At 69.4% G+C, this 16,502-nt stretch carries 18 protein-coding genes; 11 read left to right on the top strand and 7 right to left on the bottom strand.

Annotated elements, in window-relative coordinates:
* Positions 1 to 6 precede the first annotated feature (6 nt).
* The gene (locus tag ACT4N7_RS13435) at positions 7 to 909 is read left to right on the top strand and encodes an SDR family oxidoreductase (protein WP_444829047.1); all 903 of its coding nucleotides are present in this window, start codon (positions 7 to 9) and stop codon (positions 907 to 909) included.
* 86 nt (positions 910 to 995) lie between these two features.
* Here the strand turns inward: ACT4N7_RS13435 and ACT4N7_RS13440 are convergent, their stop codons facing one another.
* The 3 genes from ACT4N7_RS13440 to ACT4N7_RS13450 form a co-directional block, all read right to left on the bottom strand.
* Positions 996 to 1,373 carry a hypothetical protein gene (locus ACT4N7_RS13440; RefSeq protein WP_444829025.1) on the bottom strand — a complete coding sequence of 126 codons (378 nt, stop codon included), beginning with the start codon at positions 1,371 to 1,373 and terminating at the stop codon, positions 996 to 998.
* A 117-nt stretch (positions 1,374 to 1,490) separates the two neighbouring features.
* Entirely contained in the window at positions 1,491 to 1,814 is a 324-nt protein-coding gene (locus tag ACT4N7_RS13445) for a DUF397 domain-containing protein (RefSeq protein WP_444829026.1), read from the bottom strand.
* A gap of 12 nt (positions 1,815 to 1,826) precedes the next feature.
* The gene (locus tag ACT4N7_RS13450) at positions 1,827 to 2,684 is read right to left on the bottom strand and encodes a helix-turn-helix domain-containing protein (RefSeq protein WP_444829027.1); all 858 of its coding nucleotides are present in this window, start codon (positions 2,682 to 2,684) and stop codon (positions 1,827 to 1,829) included.
* 122 nt (positions 2,685 to 2,806) lie between these two features.
* Here ACT4N7_RS13450 and ACT4N7_RS13455 point away from each other — a divergent pair, with 122 nt between their 5' ends.
* Positions 2,807 to 3,112 carry a hypothetical protein gene (locus ACT4N7_RS13455; RefSeq protein WP_444829028.1) on the top strand — a complete coding sequence of 102 codons (306 nt, stop codon included), beginning with the start codon at positions 2,807 to 2,809 and terminating at the stop codon, positions 3,110 to 3,112.
* Here ACT4N7_RS13455 and ACT4N7_RS13460 read toward each other — a convergent pair.
* Both ACT4N7_RS13460 and ACT4N7_RS13465 read right to left on the bottom strand, forming a co-directional pair.
* Entirely contained in the window at positions 3,076 to 3,732 is a 657-nt protein-coding gene (locus tag ACT4N7_RS13460; protein ID WP_444829029.1) for a response regulator, read from the bottom strand. The genes ACT4N7_RS13455 and ACT4N7_RS13460 overlap by 37 nt on opposite strands.
* A gap of 19 nt (positions 3,733 to 3,751) precedes the next feature.
* Entirely contained in the window at positions 3,752 to 4,897 is a 1,146-nt protein-coding gene (locus ACT4N7_RS13465; RefSeq protein ID WP_444829048.1) for a sensor histidine kinase, read from the bottom strand.
* 168 nt (positions 4,898 to 5,065) lie between these two features.
* Here ACT4N7_RS13465 and ACT4N7_RS13470 point away from each other — a divergent pair, with 168 nt between their 5' ends.
* The 8 genes from ACT4N7_RS13470 (at position 5,066) to mctP (ending at position 14,476) form a co-directional block, all read left to right on the top strand.
* Positions 5,066 to 6,634, top strand: coding sequence for a dynamin family protein (locus ACT4N7_RS13470; RefSeq protein WP_444829030.1), 1,569 nt, complete (start codon positions 5,066 to 5,068; stop codon positions 6,632 to 6,634).
* Between the two features lie 45 nt (positions 6,635 to 6,679).
* Positions 6,680 to 7,171 carry a nucleotide exchange factor GrpE gene (gene grpE / locus ACT4N7_RS13475; RefSeq protein WP_444829032.1) on the top strand — a complete coding sequence of 164 codons (492 nt, stop codon included), beginning with the start codon at positions 6,680 to 6,682 and terminating at the stop codon, positions 7,169 to 7,171.
* A complete protein-coding gene (locus ACT4N7_RS13480) occupies positions 7,168 to 8,997 on the top strand; it encodes a dynamin family protein (protein WP_444829033.1) in 1,830 nt (609 codons plus the stop codon). Before grpE ends, ACT4N7_RS13480 begins: the two co-directional genes overlap by 4 nt.
* 115 nt (positions 8,998 to 9,112) lie before the next feature.
* Positions 9,113 to 9,862, top strand: coding sequence for a hypothetical protein (locus ACT4N7_RS13485; RefSeq protein WP_444829034.1), 750 nt, complete (start codon positions 9,113 to 9,115; stop codon positions 9,860 to 9,862).
* Positions 9,863 to 10,227: 365 nt separating this feature from the next.
* Positions 10,228 to 12,051, top strand: a complete 1,824-nt coding sequence (locus ACT4N7_RS13490) for a phosphoenolpyruvate carboxykinase (GTP) (RefSeq protein WP_444829035.1) — start codon at positions 10,228 to 10,230, stop codon at positions 12,049 to 12,051.
* 97 nt (positions 12,052 to 12,148) lie between these two features.
* Positions 12,149 to 12,367: a hypothetical protein gene (locus ACT4N7_RS13495; protein ID WP_444829036.1), complete on the top strand. Its 219-nt coding sequence runs from the start codon at positions 12,149 to 12,151 to the stop codon at positions 12,365 to 12,367.
* Positions 12,368 to 12,587: 220 nt separating this feature from the next.
* Positions 12,588 to 12,836: a DUF3311 domain-containing protein gene (locus ACT4N7_RS13500; protein WP_444829037.1), complete on the top strand. Its 249-nt coding sequence runs from the start codon at positions 12,588 to 12,590 to the stop codon at positions 12,834 to 12,836.
* Positions 12,833 to 14,476 carry a monocarboxylate uptake permease MctP gene (gene mctP, locus ACT4N7_RS13505; RefSeq protein ID WP_444829038.1) on the top strand — a complete coding sequence of 548 codons (1,644 nt, stop codon included), beginning with the start codon at positions 12,833 to 12,835 and terminating at the stop codon, positions 14,474 to 14,476. The genes ACT4N7_RS13500 and mctP overlap by 4 nt, the downstream gene beginning before the upstream one ends.
* A gap of 39 nt (positions 14,477 to 14,515) precedes the next feature.
* On the opposite strand, the gene ACT4N7_RS13510 is transcribed toward mctP, so the two are convergent.
* Positions 14,516 to 14,836, bottom strand: coding sequence for a hypothetical protein (locus ACT4N7_RS13510; RefSeq protein WP_444829039.1), 321 nt, complete (start codon positions 14,834 to 14,836; stop codon positions 14,516 to 14,518).
* A gap of 283 nt (positions 14,837 to 15,119) precedes the next feature.
* Here ACT4N7_RS13510 and ACT4N7_RS13515 point away from each other — a divergent pair, with 283 nt between their 5' ends.
* Positions 15,120 to 15,698 carry a peroxidase-related enzyme gene (locus ACT4N7_RS13515; protein WP_444829040.1) on the top strand — a complete coding sequence of 193 codons (579 nt, stop codon included), beginning with the start codon at positions 15,120 to 15,122 and terminating at the stop codon, positions 15,696 to 15,698.
* Between the two features lie 216 nt (positions 15,699 to 15,914).
* Here ACT4N7_RS13515 and ACT4N7_RS13520 read toward each other — a convergent pair whose 3' ends face one another.
* Positions 15,915 to 16,448 carry an ROK family protein gene (locus tag ACT4N7_RS13520; protein WP_444829041.1) on the bottom strand — a complete coding sequence of 178 codons (534 nt, stop codon included), beginning with the start codon at positions 16,446 to 16,448 and terminating at the stop codon, positions 15,915 to 15,917.
* Positions 16,449 to 16,502 lie beyond the last annotated feature (54 nt).

Genomic DNA, 16,502 nt, shown 5'->3' on the forward strand with positions numbered 1-16,502 from the left:
GTCATGTTGGAAGGCAAAGTCGCGGTGGTCACGGGCGCGACCCGGGGCTGCGGGCGCGGCATCGCGATCGAACTCGGCGCGGCCGGGGCGACGGTGTACGTCACCGGACGTACGACACGCGAGTCCACGTCGCCGATGAACCGCCCGGAGACCATCGAAGAGACGGCGGAACTGGTCGACAAGGCAGGCGGCACGGGCATCGCGGTGCGCTGCGATTTCACCGTGGTGTCCGATGTGGACACACTGCGCGCCCGGATCGAGGCCGACCACGGCAGCGTGGACATCCTGGTGGACGACGTCTGGGGCGGCGACCCGTTCGTGCAGTTCGGCACCCCGTACTGGGAGTCCGATTTGGACAGAGCGCTTGGCGTGGTGCGCAACGGGATCGACACTCATCTGATCGCGCTGCACAAGCTGCTGCCGCTCGTGGTCGAGCAGCCCGGCGGACTGGTCATCGAGATCACCGACGGCGATGACGACGACTACCCGGGCACCGGAATCCCGTACTACTTGGTCAAGTCCGGCATCCGCGCGCTCGGGCGCGTGCTCGGCAAGGACCTCGCGGCGCACGGGGTCACCGGCCTCGCGGTGACCCCCGGCTACCTGCGCTCGGAGATGATGTTGGAGACCTTCGGCGTCACCGAGGCGACGTGGCGCGATGCCATCGCGAACCACCCGGACTACGTGCTGGCCGAGACGCCGCGCTACACCGGCCGCGCCGTCGCCGCGCTGGCCGCCGACCCGCAGGTGTCCCGGTTCGCGGGCCAAACCCTGGCGAGCTGGACCCTCATGCGCGAATACGGCTTCACCGACCTCGACGGCACCCGCCCGGACTGGGGCCGCTGGTACGCCGAGGTAGTGCTACCTGGGATCGACCGGTCCACTGTGGACGCTTCGGCCTACCGCTGAATCGGGTTGCTGTGCGCTGTGCGCTTGGCGCACGAGCCGACCTACCCGCACGCTCACCGGGTGTTCGTGAGCGTGCGGGTGGCAGGTCACTTGGGGGTGGGACCGACCTGGCCCGCGCGCAGAAGTTCCAGGATCTCGCGTTGGGTCTCTTCCATACCGCCGAAGCGGCCTTCCATACCGCCGAAGCGGCCTTCCAAGCCGTCGAAGCGGCCTTCCAAGCCGCCGATGCGGCCTTCCAAGCCGCCGAAGCGGGCGTCGATGCCGTCGAAGCGGGTGTCTATCTGGTCGAAGCGGACTTCGTGGTGGTTGAGGGTTTGCTGGATCTCGTCCAGACGGATTCCGTGTTGTTGCTGTACGTCCGCGACCGTCCCCAGCTTGGTGTTCGTCGCGTCGAGCAAGTCGTAGAGCGCATCGATATCCGCGCCGTGGCGGTCGATCTTGCGCTGGATCTCCGGCGAAGCCATGCCGGGAGCGTACGCGTCACAGACCCGTGATCACGAGCCCGCGGACACGTCTTTCCCGCATCGGGTGATTCGCGCCTATGTGCGCACCGACAACCACCGCGACGACGTTTGCGCTGGTCAGGCGTGCAAGGTGGTGAGGAAGGCGGCGAAGTCGGATCGGGGGAAGGCGAGCAGGGGGCCGGTCGGGTTCTTGGAGTCGCGGGCGGCGACCAGTGGCTCCGCGTGGGCGATCTCGACGCAGTCGGAGTTCGCGGTGCTGCGGCTGCTCTTGCGCCAGGCGAGGTGATCCGCGTGGGCGATCTCGACACAGTTGGAGTTCGCGGTGCTGCGGGTGCTCTTGCGCCAGGCGAGGTCGACGTGGGCGATCTCGACACAGTCGGAGGTTGCGCCGCTGCGGCTGCTCTTGCGCCAGGACAGTTGGGTGGGGTCCAACGGGGTCATGCGGAGATCGTGTCACAGCGCCGACACCGTGCGCGCGGCCGAGCGGATCACCTCGATCGACTCGTCCTCGTCCAGTGCCAGCTTGGCGAGGCCGTCCCATGATCGGCTGTAGGCGTCGATGTGCTCTTGCTCGTCCAGGAGCAGATTGGAAACCTTGTTCTCCAGCAGCACCAGGCTGGCCTCGTCGTCGTAGTCCATGATCACGAACGGGCCGTACAGGCCGGAATGCAGCCCGGCGGCAGTCGGCAGCACCCGAACGGTCACATTCGGCCGGGCCGCCGAGTCGGCCAGGTTCCGCAGTTGCCGGGCCAGCGCCTCGGCGTCGCCGATCGGGCGGGTGAGCACGCCTTCCTCGATGATCGCGTCGAGCCGCAGCGGCCGGGATCGGGACAGCAGACCCTGGCGGGACATCCGACTGGAGATCAGCAGATCCACCTGGTCGTCGGACAGGGCAGGCCCGGTGGCGCGGATGATCGCCCGCGCGTACTCGGTGCTTTGCAGCAGACCCGGGATCATCAGGGGTTGATAGCTGAACAGGGCGCTGGCCTCGGCCTCCAGGTCGATCCAGGTCTGCCAGTCGTCCGGGAGTTGGGCGCCGTGTACGCGCAGCCAGCCGCGCTGCGCGGCGTGGCGGGCCAGGTCCAGCAGGAACGCCCGGCGTTCCGCGCCGACGTCGAAGAAGTCGAGCAGCTTCTCCACGTCGTCGAAGTAGATCCCGCTCTCGCAGGTCTCGAACCGGCTGACCTTGCTGCCGGACATGTCGACCGACTTGGCCAGCTCGGCGCAGCTCATGCCGCTCGCCACGCGCAGCTTGCGCAACTCGAAGGCGATTCGGCGGGACCGGACCGACAGGCCGGCACGTCGTGGCATGGTGTACTCCGTTTCGGGCGGATTGGTTGCTCCAACCGTATGGTGTCCCGGGTCGAGTGCACACTAGGATTCACCCGATCAGATGACTTTACAGCGAATTGCAACGTCCCGATACTTTAAGCATGGAGAGCAACAACGGCTACGCGCCGATCATCGCCCTGCCCAACCCGCGGCGGTCCTGGCTGCTGCACTGCACGGACAGCGACCGGGACCTCGGGGTGTGCGAGGTGGCGGTGAACGACGGCACGGTGCTGATCGCGGGCCCCGACAACGAAGTGCTGTTCACCCTGGAGATGGACGACATCGCACTGTTCCGGGCGGCCCTGGACGCGGCGATCGAGGTGGCCGAACACGACCTGCGGACCCGCAGGCCGCGCCTGCTCCCCCGCGATCAGACGTCGCCCGGCCGGACGAGCCCGGTCTCGTAGGCGAGCACGACGGCCTGCACCCGGTCCCGCAGCTCCAACTTGGACAGCACCCGCCCGACATGGGTCTTCACCGTGGCCTCGGACAGGAACAGCTTGCGCGCGACCTCGGTGTTCGACAGCCCCTGCGCCATCAGCACGAGCACCTCCCGCTCGCGCTCGGTCAGCACGTCGAGCACGGCCGCGTCGCGCAGTTCGCCGCCGCCCGGGCCGAGGAACCGGTCGAGCAGCCGCCGCGTCACGCTCGGTGAGACCACGGCGTCGCCGCTGGCCACCGAGCGCAACGCGGACACCAGGTGACTCGGCGGGGTGTCCTTGAGCAGGAAGCCGCTCGCCCCGCAGCGCAGGGCCGACAACGCGTATTCGTCCAGGTCGAAGGTGGTCATCACGAGCACCTTCGACGTGCCGTTCTCGGTGATCACCTTGGTCGCCTCGACGCCGTCGAGCACCGGCATGCGCACGTCCATCAGCACCACGTCCGGGCGCAGCCGCTCGGCCAGCTCGATGGCCGCGCGCCCGTCGCCCGCCTCGCCGACGACCTCCATGTCCTCCTGCGCGCCGAGCACCATGCGGAACCCGACGCGCATCAGTTCCTGGTCGTCCACCAGCACAATCCTGATCACGCGGCCCAAGGTAGCCCCTCTACGCGGTGGTCACCGGCAGTACGGCCCGGACCAGCCAGCCGCCGCCGATGTTCGGGCCCGCCTGGAGCGTCCCGCCGAACACGTTCGCCCGCTCGCGCATGCCGATCAGCCCGTTGCCGCCCACCGTCGACAGCCCCCGTGACGTGCCCGGCCCGTTGTCGGAAATGTCCAGCTCCACCCGGTCCCCGACCCGCTTGACCTGCACGGCCGCGTGCGCGCCCGGCCCGGCGTGCTTGATGGTGTTGGTGAGCGCTTCCTGCACGATCCGGTAGATGCCCAGCCCGACGCCCGCAGGCAGGTCGTCCAGCTCGCCCGCGAGGTCCAGGCGCACCGGCACCCCGATCGCGCGCACCCGCTCGGCCAGGTCGGAGATCGACTGCGCGCCCGGCTGCGGCGTGCGGTCGGACTCGACGTTGTCACTGCGCAGCACGCCCAGCAGTCGCCGCAGCTCGGTCAGCGCCTCGCGGCCGGTGGCGGAGATGGTGTTGATCGCGCGTTCGGCCAGCTCCGGCTGCGACCGCACCGCGTACGCCGCGCCGTCCGCCTGCACCACGATCACGCTCACCGCGTGCGCCACCACGTCGTGCAGCTCGCGCGCGATCCGCGCCCGCTCCTCGCCCACGGCGATCCTGGCCTGCTGGTCGCGCTCGGTCTCCAGCAGCGCGAGCCGCCGCTCGACCTCGCCGTGGTAGGCCCGGCGGGCGCCGGAGAACTCGCCCAGCACCCAGCAGAACGCGAAGACCACCACGATGACCAGCGAGATCAGGATCGCATCGGCCATCCCGACCCGCCACAGCGCCCACGCGGTCGTGCCGACCGCCAGCCACACCGCGTACAGCGCGGCCTGCCGCCTGCCCACGTAGGTGACCAGCGTGTAGAGCGCGATGCCCAGCGCGACGTCGGCCAGCTTGAGGATCGAGGCGCCGGTGTGGGTGAAGAGCTGGCCGAACCCGCCCGCCAGGATGAGGTACGCGCAGAGCAGCGGACTGTGCCTGCGCACCACCAGCGGCACCAGCAGCACGGCGTCCACGAGCCAGTACGCCACGGGATGCACGCCCGCGGGCATCGCGAGCAACGCCAGCAGCTCCACGGCGGCAAGCAGCGCCGCGATGGCCGAGTCCCCGGCCATCGGATGCGCCTTCATCCACAAGCTCAACCGCCGCACCGCATGAGCGTAGGCAGTCACCCGCTCCGCGCGCGTCCACCCACCGTCGCACTTGACGATCCGCCCCAAGGTTGAGCGACCGGGCGGGAGTCGACACCGGGACGGGCCGGTCATGGCACGATTCGGGTCGGACCGAGGAGGATCGGCTTGACCACCGCCACCGAACAGCAGCATCTCGCCGGGCCGCTGTCCGCCGCCGTCGCCAATCTGTGCGAGCGCCTGCAGCCGCAGGTGTCCGCGCGCACCGCCGCCGGGTTCCGCGAGGTGCTGCGCAGGCTCTCCGCGCCGTTGCAGGTCGCGGTGGCCGGGCGGATCAAGTCGGGCAAGTCCACCCTGGTCAACGCGCTCATCGGGCGGCGGGTGGCGCCCACCGACGTCGGCGAGTGCACCCGGCTGGTCACCCGCTTCCAGTACGGCACCGTCGACCGGGTGGAGCTGGTCTTCTTCGACGGCCGCAAGCAGGTGCTGCCCTTCGACGTCGGCGGCATGATCCCCAAGGACCTCGAAGTCGACTTCGACCAGGTCTCCCACCTTGAGGCGTACCTGACCAACGCCGTCCTGCGCGACCTGACCGTCATCGACACCCCCGGCCTCGGCTCGCTCGACGCCGCCTCGGTCAAGCGCACCGAACAGCTCCTCGGCGCGGCCAAGCACCGCACCGAGGAGGACGCGGCGGAGTCCGACGAGCTGGACGACACCTCCCGCAACGCGGTCGCGGGCGCGGAGGCCGTGCTCTACGTCGTCACCCAGGGCGTCCGGGCCGACGACCAGCAGGCGCTGGCCGCGTTCACCGCCGCCACCGCGAGCCGCGAGGCGGGCCCGGTCAACGCGTTCGCCGTGCTGAACAAGGCCGACACGATCACCCCGGAGTCGGTCACCGGCAGCGACGGCGACGTGTGGAAGGCCGCGTGTCTGCTCGCCAAGAAGCAGGCCGCGACGCTCAAGCCGCGGGTGGCCGACGTGATCCCGGTGATCGGGCTGCTCGCCGAGTCGGCCGAGTCCGGCGGCTTCACCTCCGCCGACGCCGACGCGCTGCGCGCACTGTCCCACTTGGACGATGGCACCTGGGACACCATGCTGCTCTCGGCCGACATCTTCACCACCTGGGACTGCGAGGTTCCCGCGGGCACCCGCGCCCGGCTGCTGGCGACGCTCGACCTCTACGGCATCCGCGTCGCGGTCGACGCGCTCAAGGCCGACCCCGACCTGACCGCGGGCGCGCTGCGCCGCAGGCTGCTCGACGCCTCCGGGCTCGCCGGCGTGCGCGGCAGGCTCGACGCGGTGTTCCGGGTGCGGGCCGACGGCATCAAGGCCGCCGCCGCGCTGGCCTCGATCACCGCGCTGGCGCACGCGTCGGGCGATCCGGGTGAGCGCCAGCGCGTGCACGACGCGATCGAGGTGCTGCTGGCCAAGCCCGAGGCGCACCAACTGCGCCTGCTGGAGGCGCTGACCCTGGTCACCTCCGGCGCGGTCAACATGCCAGAAGACCTCGCCGAGGAGGTACTGCGGGTCGGCGGCAGCGCCGACATCGGCACGCAGTTGGGCATGAAAGGCCGACCGCACAAGGAGTTGTCGGCCTACGCGCTGGAGCGCGCCGGCTGGTGGCGGTCGTTCGCCTCCTTCGGCGCCACCCCGGCGCAGAGCCGGGTCGCGCACGTCGTGCACCGCTCGTATTTCCTTATCTGGCAACAACTCCGCAGCGACGGGTCGTCATGACCGTCGAGGATCGGCAACTCCGCGAACAGGCTGGGTGATCACCAAGTGGCTTCCTGGTTCAAGGCCAAGCGCAAGGACGACGAGGTCGAGGACTCCACCATCGAGGTGCGGGCGCAGGTGATCGCGGACGCCGTCCGTGCGGGCGAACCCGAGCAGCGAGCCGACGAGATCGAGCTGGTGGACGACTTCCGGGTGGAGCCCGCGCTGGTGAGCATCGCGCCGGAGCTCTACGACCAGGCGCTCGACGAACGCCGGTCGCTGGTGACGCTGTGCCTCTACGCGCACGACCGGGCCCGCAGCTCCGGGGTCGCCGAGCGGATCGAGGAGGGGCTCGCCGCGGTCGGGGTCACCGCGCTGCGGCCGGACGGCGACCGCTTCGACCCGGCGTTCCACGAGGCGGGCGGCACCGCCGACACCGCCGACGACGCGCTCGACGGCCGGGTCGCCGAGACCGAGGTCGTCGGCTTCAGCGATCGCGGGCAGGTGCTGCGGCCGCCGATCGTCACCGTCTACACCAGCAGGGCGACCACCGGATGACCCAGCCGCCGCTGTCGCTGCCCAAGCAGGTCGCGCAGGCCAGGGAGAAGCTGCTCGCGCTGCTCAAGGAGGCCGAGCCCGCGGCGGCGCAGTGGGTCGAGGAGATCCGGTCGCGGCGGAAGAAGAAGCCCTCGGTCGTCGTGGTCGGCGAGACGAACCGGGGCAAGAGTTCGCTGGTCAACGCCTTGATCGAGACGCCGGGACTGTCCCCTGTGGACGCCGACGTGGCGACGGCGACCTACCTGGTGTTCGGCCACGCGCCGAATTGGGAGGCGCGCGCCTGCTACCCCGGCCAGCTCGCGCCGGTCCCGGTCGACCTCGGCAAACTGATCAACTGGGTGTCGGCCTCCCACGAGCTGCCCGACGGCGAACTGCCGCCGCGCTACGTCGAGGTCGACGGCCCGGTGCCGCTGCTGGAGAAGCTGGTCATCGTGGACACCCCCGGCGTCGGCGGCCTCGACTCGGTGCACGGCGAGCTGGCCGTGGAGGCCGCCGCGTCGGCCACCGCGCTGCTGTTCGTTGTCGACGCGTCCGCGCCGTTCACCCTGGGCGAGCTGAACTTCCTCGCCGGCGTGGGCGAACGGGTCGAGACGGTGGTCTTCGCACTGTCCAAAGTGGACCAATACCGGGGTTGGCGGGAGGTGCTCGCGGCAAACCAGGCGCTGCTCGCCGAGTACGCGCCGCGCTTCGCCGGGGCCACCTTCCACCCGGTGTCGGCGCGCATGTTCGAACTGGCGGGCAAGGCGCCGAACCCGGACGCGGCGGGCATGCTCAGGGAGCGCTCGGGCGTCACCGAGCTCCAGGCCGCGCTGGAGTCGCTGCTCGTCGGCCGCTCGGCGATGCTGTCCGAGGCGAACACGTTGCGTGCCTTGTCATCCGCGCTCGGTGAGCTGAACGTCAAGCTGGACAACGAACGCCGCGCGCTCACCACCGGCGAGGCCGAGGCCGAGGCGCTGCGCGGGCGCAAGGACGAACTGACCGCCGAGCGCCGCTCGTCCACGCGCGGCTGGCAGGTCCGGCTGCGCAGCGAGATCCAGCGCGCCCGGCTGGAGAACGCGCACGAGGTCAGCCGCCAGATGCGCGACCTGCAATCGTGGTTCCGCCAGGCCATCGATGCGGCCGACCGCGACCGGCTCAAGGATCTGCCCGGCCAGGTAGACGCCGCCATGCAGATGGTGTCCGGCCGGATCAGCCACTCGGTGAGCGTGCGGCTCAACCAGGTCGCCGACACCGTCCTGTCCGAACTGTTCAGCGCCGACGAACTCGCCGTCATCCGCGCCCAGTTCGCCCGCTCCGGCCAGTCCCAGGTGATCCTGCGCGCCGCGGACAAGCGGATGCCGACGGCCGAGGACAAACTGCTGGTGTTCATGGGCGTCTCCGGCGGCATCGGCGCGGGCAAGATGGCCGTCATCCCGCTCGCGGGTGCCATCGCCGCGCCGATCCTGCTGGTGCCCACGATCATCATCGGCCTCGGCGCGGGCTGGTGGATCGCCCGCACCCGCAAGCACACCGCCGACAAGCAGCACATGAAGCTGTGGCTCAACGAATCGATCGCCGACTCACGGTCCACATTGGATCAACTGGTCTCCGAGCAGCTCATCGACGCCGAGTCGCAACTGTCCCTCGCGCTGGACGAGGCGCTGGGCAAGCGCATCGTGGGCATCGAGGAACAGCTCCGCGAGGTCGACAAGGCATTACGACTTGACGTGAGCGAGCGCCAGAAGCTGGTGACCGTGGTAAACAAGCGGCTGACCGACGTGGTTGCCGGGCGCGACCGCGCGGAGAAGCTGCTGGCGAGCATCCGCTCCGTGCGCGACAAATCCTGACCTGATCGGCGCCGACGAAGAACATCGGCAACGCCTGGAACCGGCTCGGCGACAGGTAAGTCATACCCGCAACCAGGACGAGAAAATCCCGCAAGGGACCAGTTAGGGGGCACCCGTGTACGTGGACGAGACCGGCGCCGACGACACCACCGACGCCACGGCGGACGACGCCGCCCAGGACGAACTCACCGTCGAGGTCGGCGGCGAGGAGTACGAGGTCGAGGAGAACTACGACTACGACAAGGACGGTGCCAACGACACCGCCGTCGTGCAGACCGAGGACGGCTACATGGCCTTCCACGACACCGACGGCGACGGCACCGCCGACACCATGGTCGAGCTCGACGAGGACGGCAACGTGACCGCCGCCGCCGAGTACGACGAGTCCTCCGGCGAGTGGACCGAGGCCGACGCCGACACCGTGGCGGCCCCCTCCGGCGACGGCGCGGACGGCCGGGGTTCCTCTTCGGACTCCGGTGGCAGCGACAGCGTCCCCGTGGCCACCGGCTCGGACGACGCGGGCGAGCCGAAGGACGCCACCGGCGGCGAGTCGATCACCGTCGACACCAAGCAGGGTGACGTCGAGGCCGGTCCGGCCGAGTACGACGCCGATGGCGACGGCACCAACGACACCGCCGTGGTCACCGACGAGCAGGGCAACACCTACGCCTTCACCGACTCGGACGGCGACGGCGAGGCCGACGAGGCGATCGTCATCGAGGCCGATGGCGACGTGACCGTGGCGCAGCACTCCGGCGAGGACGAGTGGACCACCGTCGAGACCGGCCACATCAACGCCGACGGCACCTACGAGTCCGAGGGCGCGAACGCCACCACCGCCGCCGACTCCGCCTGGCAGGGCTGAACCGACGCCGATCGAGGCGGAAAACCCGGTCCCGGCACGCGCTCCGCGTGCCGGGATCTTTCCTCGGATAGGGCGTGTGACGTGGGCAGACTCACTCTCCGTGGTGACCGTTCGGTAACCGGACACCCCAACGAGACCGCATCCGTGTACTGAATCGATTCCCTTATCGTTCTTGTGAGAGAACCGACAGGACAGGTATCGGTTACCTGCCCGTCACTTCGCTAACCTCGATGTATTCCTTCATGGCACGCCACCCGCTCCCACCACGGGCGGGGGCTCCGCCATTCGATGAGGACGCCGAGGTCCCGGTCGGGACAGCGGCGTCCTGATCGGCATTTCGGCGTTCAGTCAGGAGACGAGGCGAGATGACGGCAGTGACAATCCCTGGCGTTGACCAGGCACCGACGACACACAAGCGACTCCTGGCATGGGTACGCGAGGTGGCCGAGCTGACCGCCCCCGACGAGGTGGTCTGGGTCGACGGCTCCGACGAGGAGTGGACCCGACTCACCGACAAGCTGGTCGACGCGGGCACGTTCACCCGCTTGAAGAAGAAGCCGAACTCGTTCCACGCGGCGTCGGACCCCAACGACGTGGCGCGCGTCGAGGAGCGCACCTTCATCTGCTCGCACGACGCGGCGCAGTCTGGTCCCACCAACAACTGGATGGACCCGGCCGAGATGAAGGCCATCATGACCGAGCTGTACCGGGGCTGCATGCGTGGTCGCACCATGTACGTGATCCCGTTCTGCATGGGCCCGCTGGAGGCCGACAGCCCGATGCTCGGCGTGGAGATCACCGACTCCGAGTACGTCGTGGTCTCGATGAAGATCATGACCCGGATGGGCACCAAGGCGCTGGCGAAGTTCGTCGACGAGCACGGCGCCGAGCGCGACTTCGTGCCCGCGCTGCACTCGATCGGCGCGCCGCTGGAGCCCGGCCAGGCCGACGTCGCGTGGCCGTGCAGCGACACCAAGTACATCGTGCACTTCCCGGAGGAGCGGCTGATCTGGAGCTACGGCTCCGGCTACGGCGGCAACGCCCTGCTCGGCAAGAAGTGCTACTCGCTGCGCATCGCCTCGGTGATCGGCCACGACGAGGGCTGGCTCGCCGAGCACATGCTGATCCTCAAGCTCACCTCGCCCGAGAAGAAGGTCTACTTCATCGCGGCGGCGTTCCCGAGCGCGTGCGGCAAGACCAACCTGGCGATGCTGGAGCCGACCATCCCGGGCTGGAAGGTCGAGACCATCGGCGACGACATCGCCTGGATGCGTTTCGGCGCGGACGGCCGCATCTACGCGGTCAACCCGGAGAACGGCTTCTTCGGCGTCGCCCCCGGCACCGACTTCCACACCAACCCGAACGCGATGCGCACCATCGCCAAGGGCAACTCGCTGTTCACCAACGTGGCGCTGACCGACGAGGGCGACATCTGGTGGGAGGGCATGGGCGAGCCGCCCGCGCACCTCACCTCGTGGAAGAAGCAGGACTGGACCCCGGCGTCGGAGGAGAAGAGCGCGCACCCGAACTCGCGCTACTGCACGCCGATCGACCAGTGCGACACCAAGGCCGCCGAGTGGGACGACCCGAACGGCGTGCCGATCTCGGCGATCTTCTTCGGCGGCCGCCGCGCCACCACGATCCCGCTGATCACCGAGTCGCGCGACTGGCAGCACGGCACCTTCATGGGCGCCACGCTGTCGAGTGAGACCACCGCCGCCGCCGTCGGCAAGGTCGGCGTCGTGCGGCGCGACCCGATGGCGATGCTGCCGTTCATCGGCTACCACGCGGGCGACTACTTCCAGCACTGGATCGACACCGGCAAGAGCGCCGACGCGACCAAGCTGCCGAAGATCTTCTACGTCAACTGGTTCCGTCGCGGCGACGACAAGCGCTTCCTGTGGCCCGGGTTCGGCGAGAACTCGCGCGTGCTGAAGTGGGCCATCGAGCGCATCGAGGGCAAGGCCGTGGCCGCCGAGACCCCGATCGGCTGGGTGCCCACCGCCGACGACCTGGACCTCACCGGCCTGGACGACGACCGCGCCGACATCGAGGCATCCCTCAAGGTCGACGCCGACGAGTGGCGCGCCGAGCTGCCGCTGATCGAGGAGTGGTTCACCAAGATCGGCGACAAGCTGCCCACCTCCCTGCGCGACGAGCTGGACTCGCTGCGGCAGCGCCTGGGCTGAGCACCGACCGAGAGTCACCGAGAAGGCCACCGCGCGCGCGGTGGCCTTCTCGGCGTCTGGACAATCAGGGGTGCCTGACGAGACATGCGGAGGTCGAGTGCGCGAGGCGGCGAGGTGGCAGTGGCGGCTGTCGGGCGCCGACGACCGGGTGCACGCCTTCCCCGGTGACGAGCGGCCCGCGAGCTTCGTGCACGCCGCGTGCGCGCACACCGTGCCGTTCGGCCAGATCACCCGCACGCACCAGGGCGTCCGCTGCCTGCCGTGTCTGCTCATCATCGGTGACCTCCTGGCCGACCGGTACGGCTGCCTCAGCTGAGGATGGCGCTGTGGGTAGATCGGCGCCGAACGTCCCCGGTGTCGCTGTGGGCTGCGGGCCAAGTTGTCCACAGGCTGTGGACACACTTGTGCACAGCCTGTGGAAAGAGGGAGGAAAGAGTGGACGAATCCCGGCGGCGATTCTGGTGTGGTGAATCAGTGACGTGCCTTCGCCGGGGCTCTAGTGTTGCCCGGCACACACCGACGTGAGCGAGGTAGCCATGGCACCGCCCGGAAAGGCGGGTTCCGGTCTGCGCTGGAGCCCCTGGAACCTGCTGCTGCTGGTTCCGATGATCTGGCTGATCACCCCCCTGTTCAACCGCACCGGCCCCGAGCTGTTCGGGATGCCGTTCTTCTACTGGTTCCAGTTCCTCGGCATCCTGGTCGGCGTCACCTGCACGTCGATCGTGTTCGTCAAGACCAGAGACGTGCCCGCCGAGCCCGGCGACGACGAGGGGGTGGCGCGATGAGCGACCTGCAGTGGCCCGAGCTGATCATCTTCACCGTGCTGTTCGGCGTGGTGACGATCATGGGGTTCGTCGCGGCGAAATGGCAGGCGGGCGACACCCTCGACCACCTCGACGAGTGGGGTCTGGGCGGGCGCAAGTTCGGCTCCTGGATCACCTGGTTCCTCATCGGCGGCGACCTCTACACCGCGTACACCTTTGTCGCGGTCCCGGCGCTGATGTTCAGCGCGGGCGCGGCGGGCTTCTTCGCGCTGCCCTACACCGTGATCGTGTACCCGATCGTCTTCATGCCGCTGCTGCGCATGTGGTCGGTGTCGCGCGTGCACGGCTACGTCACCCCGGCCGACTTCGTTCGCGGCCGCTACGGCTCGCCCGTGCTGGCGCTGCTCGTCGCGATCACCGGGATCGTGGCCACCATGCCCTACATCGCGTTGCAGCTCGTCGGCCTGGAGGCGGTGCTGCGCACGCTGGGCTTCAACGGCTCGGGCATCGTCGGGCACCTGCCGCTGCTGATCGCGTTCATCATCCTCGCGGTCTACACCTACAAGTCGGGGCTGCGCGCGCCCGCGCTGATCGCGTTCGTCAAGGACATCCTGATCTACGTGGTCATCATCGTCGCGGTGATCTACCTGCCGATCAAACTGGGCGGCTGGGCCGAGATATTCGGCTCGGCGAACGAGAAGTTCGCCGCGTCGCCCGCCCCCGGCGACGGCATCCTGCTCAACGGCAACAACCAGCTCCAGTACGCCACCCTCGCGCTCGGCTCGGCGCTCGCGCTGTTCCTCTACCCGCACTCGATCACCGGGGTGCTCGCCTCGCGCGGGCGTACGGTGATCAAGCGCAACATGTCCGCGCTGCCCGCGTATTCACTGCTGCTCGGCCTGCTCGCGCTGCTCGGCTTCATGGCCATCGCCGCGGGCACGAAACCGCTGGTCAACCAGGCGACGGGCAACCCGGACACGAACACGATCGTGCCGAACCTGTTCGAGCAGCAGTTCCCGTCGTGGTTCGCGGGCATCGCGTTCGCCGCCATCGGGATCGGCGCGCTCGTGCCCGCCGCGATCATGTCGATCGCCGCCGCGAACCTGTGGACGCGCAACGTCTACAAGGAGTACATCCGCAAGGACGCCAACCCGAAGCAGGAGGCGCAGCAGGCCAAGTACGCCTCGCTGGTGGTGAAGTTCGGCGCGGTCGCGTTCATCCTGTTCATCGACCCGCAGTTCTCCATCGACCTGCAGCTCATCGGCGGTGTGATGATCTTGCAGACGCTGCCCGCGGTCGCCATCGCGCTCTACACCCGCTGGTTCCACGTGTGGGGCCTGGTCGCGGGTTGGGTCGTCGGCATGACCTGGGGCATGGTGCAGCTCTACAACATCCCCAGCGCCGACGGGAAGCGCGCGCACTTCGGCGGGTCCGCGCTCAAGCTGGGCGAGCTGGACGTGTTCGGCTGGCACCCGTTCGCGGGCTCGACCGTGCAGATCTACGTGGGCATCCTGGCGCTCGCGGCGAACCTGCTGGTCGCCGTGGTGGTGACGGTCATCGCCCGGCGGATGCACAAGTTCAACGGCACCGACCAGACCAACCCCGAGGACTACCACGTCGACGAGGACAGCAAGCGGTTGCGCAAGGTGGGCGCCCACTGAGTGAGCGGTGCAGGCCCCGGACCCCGGGGCCTGCACCCGCTATCTGCTGCGCGTCGCGCGTATCGCGACCAGCACGAGTGCGCTGATCACCGCCGGGACGACGCCCGCGAGTACCACGGTCACCGCCAGCCCGGCGACGATGAGCGACACCATCAGCAGGGCGAGGCGCAGCGTCGGCGCCCAGCCGCCGAACGCGCGTTCGGCGGCGAGCATGAGCCGGTCACCGGTCGTCCGGCGCGACTGTCGGTCAGACCCGGCGGCGGGACTCGACGCGCGCGCCGGGCGGCGGTCGGGTCCGAAGGTCAGGTGCAGGGTGCGGCGGTCGTCCGTTCGGGTGGACTCCGGTCCTGTCACGGTCAAGGTTTTCGAGCTCCTTTTGAGATCTCTTGTTCACCCTGAAGTGTCCTCCTCGCCCCGGTTCGATCTTGTTGCTACTCAGAAGTAGACGATGAGCGGAGCGTGTTCAGCGATGAGCGGTGGACTGTGATGTGCCTCACCTATCGGGTGAATCGACGACTGGCCGCTACATCGGATGGGCTACCACCGCCGCCATCTGCCGATCATTGCGCTGAACGGGTGGAGTAACGCCGATCCTGTTGACTCCGCAGGGTCAGCCCCTCCAGCCGCGACTAGTTTCACCGACATGACCGACACTGTGAGCCGCTTCGGCACCGTCGAGTTGCCCGACCTGCCCGAAGACCTGCGCGCGCGGATCGGTGCGATAGCCGAGAAGTCCGGCTTCGTGCCCAACGTGTTCCTCGGCCTTGGCCACCGCCCGGCCGAGCTGCGCGCCTTCCTCGACTACCACGACGCCCTCATGGATTCGGACGACGGACTGAGCAAGGCCGAACGCGAACTGGTCGTCGTCGCCACCTCGGGCGCCAACCACTGCACCTACTGCGTGGTGGCCCACGGCGCGATCCTGCGCATCCGCACCAAGGACCCGCACATCGCCGACCACGTCGCCGCGAACCCGTGGTCCGCGCCCCTCACCGACCGCCAGCGCGCCATAGTCGATCTGGCCCTCGCACTCTCAGTGGACTCGGCCTCCTTCGGCGACCACGACATAGCCCTGGCCCACGAGGCCGGCTTGGCCGACCAGGAGATTTGGGACATCGGCGCGATCACGGCGTTCTTCGCCATGTCCAACCGCCTGGCCCACCTGATGTCCCTACGCCCCAACAACGAGTTCTACCTGATGGGCCGCACCCCCCGCCCCTGACCTGCGGCGACCTGTCCGATGTGGACCTCGCGGCGGAGACCTTCCCGGGTGTGGATCTGGGGTCGTGGCCTGGAGGGTTGGCTGGGGATTGGTTGATGCGCAGCTGGGGTCGTGGTCTGGAGGGTTCGCCCGGGGATTGGTTGGTGCGCGGTTGGGGTCGTGGTCTGGAGGGTTCGCGAGGATCTGTCCGAATGCGCACCTATGGCAGGCGAGCACCTATCCGGTGCGCACCCCGTGGTCTCGACGGGCGACCAGGGCCGCGGCTCCCACCACTCCCGCGTCCTTGCCCAGCGCCGCAGGTACAACCCGGAGATCGCCCACGTACGACAGCCGCGCATGCTCGGCGACCGCCGCCCTGATCGGCGCGAACAGCAGCTCACCCGCGTTCGCCACCCCGCCGCCCACCACGGCCAGATCCAGATCGGTCACCGCGGCCACCCCCACAATGGCCCGCCCAACCGCCCGCCCACCCCGCTCGAACGCGGCTTTGGCGATCTCGTCGCCCGCCATCGCGGCTGCCGCGAGCTGCGCCGCGTCCGCATGCTCCGGCGCCTGCCACCCTCGCGACCGGGCCCACCGCACCATGTTCGGCCCACTGGCCACTGTCTCCACACACCCGCGCCCACCACACACGCACGGATCCCCATCCGCGTCGGCCACCACATGCCCGATATGCCCGGCGTTGCCCGTGCGCCCCCCATATCCCCGACCGGCGAGCACCAGCCCCCCCCCACCGCCCGGAGGCCCCACCCCCCCCCCCCGCGCCCACGCCCCCGGGCCCCCGCCCCCCCCCGCAGGCCCCCC

This window comes from Actinokineospora sp., assembly GCF_052390155.1.
Lineage (GTDB): Bacteria > Actinomycetota > Actinomycetes > Mycobacteriales > Pseudonocardiaceae > Actinokineospora.